1 rRNA gene is annotated in these 2199 nt (G+C 56.4%); it reads right to left on the bottom strand.

The window, feature by feature from the left end:
* Positions 1-21: 21 nt before the first annotated feature.
* Positions 22-2199 (bottom strand): 23S ribosomal RNA (locus ACWC5C_RS42030); the annotation flags it as partial.

Genomic DNA, 2199 nt, shown 5'->3' with positions numbered 1-2199 from the left:
ACACAGTGGACGCGAGCAACTGAGGACAAGCCCTCGGCCTATTAGTACCAGTCAACTCCACCGGTTACCCGGCTTCCATATCTGGCCTATCAACCCAGTCGTCTACTGGGAGCCTTAACCCATCAAGTGGGTGGGAGCCCTCATCTCGAAGCAGGCTTCCCGCTTAGATGCTTTCAGCGGTTATCCCTCCCGAACGTAGCCAACCAGCCATGCCCTTGGCAGGACAACTGGCACACCAGAGGTTCGTCCGTCCCGGTCCTCTCGTACTAGGGACAGCCCTTCTCAAGACTCCTACGCGCACAGCGGATAGGGACCGAACTGTCTCACGACGTTCTAAACCCAGCTCGCGTACCGCTTTAATGGGCGAACAGCCCAACCCTTGGGACCGACTCCAGCCCCAGGATGCGACGAGCCGACATCGAGGTGCCAAACCATCCCGTCGATATGGACTCTTGGGGAAGATCAGCCTGTTATCCCCGGGGTACCTTTTATCCGTTGAGCGACGGCGCTTCCACAAGCCACCGCCGGATCACTAGTCCCGACTTTCGTCCCTGCTCGACCCGTCGGTCTCACAGTCAAGCTCCCTTGTGCACTTACACTCAACACCTGATTGCCAACCAGGCTGAGGGAACCTTTGGGCGCCTCCGTTACTCTTTAGGAGGCAACCGCCCCAGTTAAACTACCCACCAGACACTGTCCCTGATCCGGATCACGGACCCAGGTTAGACATCCAGCACGACCAGAGTGGTATTTCAACAATGACTCCCCCTGAACTGGCGTCCAGAGTTCACAGTCTCCCACCTATCCTACACAAGCCGAACCGAACACCAATATCAAGCTATAGTAAAGGTCCCGGGGTCTTTCCGTCCTGCTGCGCGAAACGAGCATCTTTACTCGTAATGCAATTTCACCGGGCCTATGGTTGAGACAGTCGAGAAGTCGTTACGCCATTCGTGCAGGTCGGAACTTACCCGACAAGGAATTTCGCTACCTTAGGATGGTTATAGTTACCACCGCCGTTTACTGGCGCTTAAGTTCTCAGCTTCGCCCCGACGAATCAGAGCTAACCGGTCCCCTTAACGTTCCAGCACCGGGCAGGCGTCAGTCCGTATACATCGCCTTACGGCTTCGCACGGACCTGTGTTTTTAGTAAACAGTCGCTTCTCGCTGGTCTCTGCGGCCACCACCAGCTCAGGGAGCAAATCCCATCACCAGCAATGGCCCCCCTTCTCCCGAAGTTACGGGGGCATTTTGCCGAGTTCCTTAACCATAGTTCACCCGAACGCCTCGGTATTCTCTACCTGACCACCTGAGTCGGTTTAGGGTACGGGCCGCCATGAAACTCGCTAGAGGCTTTTCTCGACAGCATAGGATCATCCACTTCACCACAATCGGCTCGGCATCAGGTCTCACCCTTAATGAGGAACGGATTTACCTACTCCTCGGGCTACACCCTTACCCCGGGACAACCACCGCCCGGGCTGGACTACCTTCCTGCGTCACCCCATCACTTACCTACTACCACCTTGGATCAGCGGCTCCACCACTCCCCTCAACTCCGAAGAGATCAGGGCGGCTTCACGGCCTTAGCATCAGAGGATTCGATATTGGGCGCTTCAAAGCGGGTACCGGAATATCAACCGGTTGTCCATCGACTACGCCTGTCGGCCTCGCCTTAGGTCCCGACTTACCCTGGGCAGATCAGCTTGACCCAGGAACCCTTAGTCAATCGGCGCACACGTTTCCCACGTGTGTATCGCTACTCATGCCTGCATTCTCACTCGTGAACCGTCCACAACTACCTTCCGGTGCTGCTTCACCCGGCACACGACGCTCCCCTACCCACCACAGCCCTCGTTAGAGGTACATGCTGCAGTGACACGACTTCGGCGGTACGCTTGAGCCCCGCTACATTGTCGGCGCGGAATCACTTGACCAGTGAGCTATTACGCACTCTTTCAAGGGTGGCTGCTTCTAAGCCAACCTCCTGGTTGTCTCTGCGACTCCACATCCTTTCCCACTTAGCATACGCTTAGGGGCCTTAGTCGATGTTCTGGGCTGTTTCCCTCTCGACCATGGAGCTTATCCCCCACAGTCTCACTGCCGCGCTCTCACTTACCGGCATTCGGAGTTTGGCTAAGGTCAGTAACCCGGTAGGGCCCATCGCCTATCCAGTGCTCTACCTCCAGTAAGAAACAC

The organism is Streptomyces sp. NPDC001700, assembly GCF_053596435.1.
The sequence above is the reverse complement of the archived record's forward strand: the minus strand, read 5'-3'. Positions and strand labels throughout refer to the sequence as shown.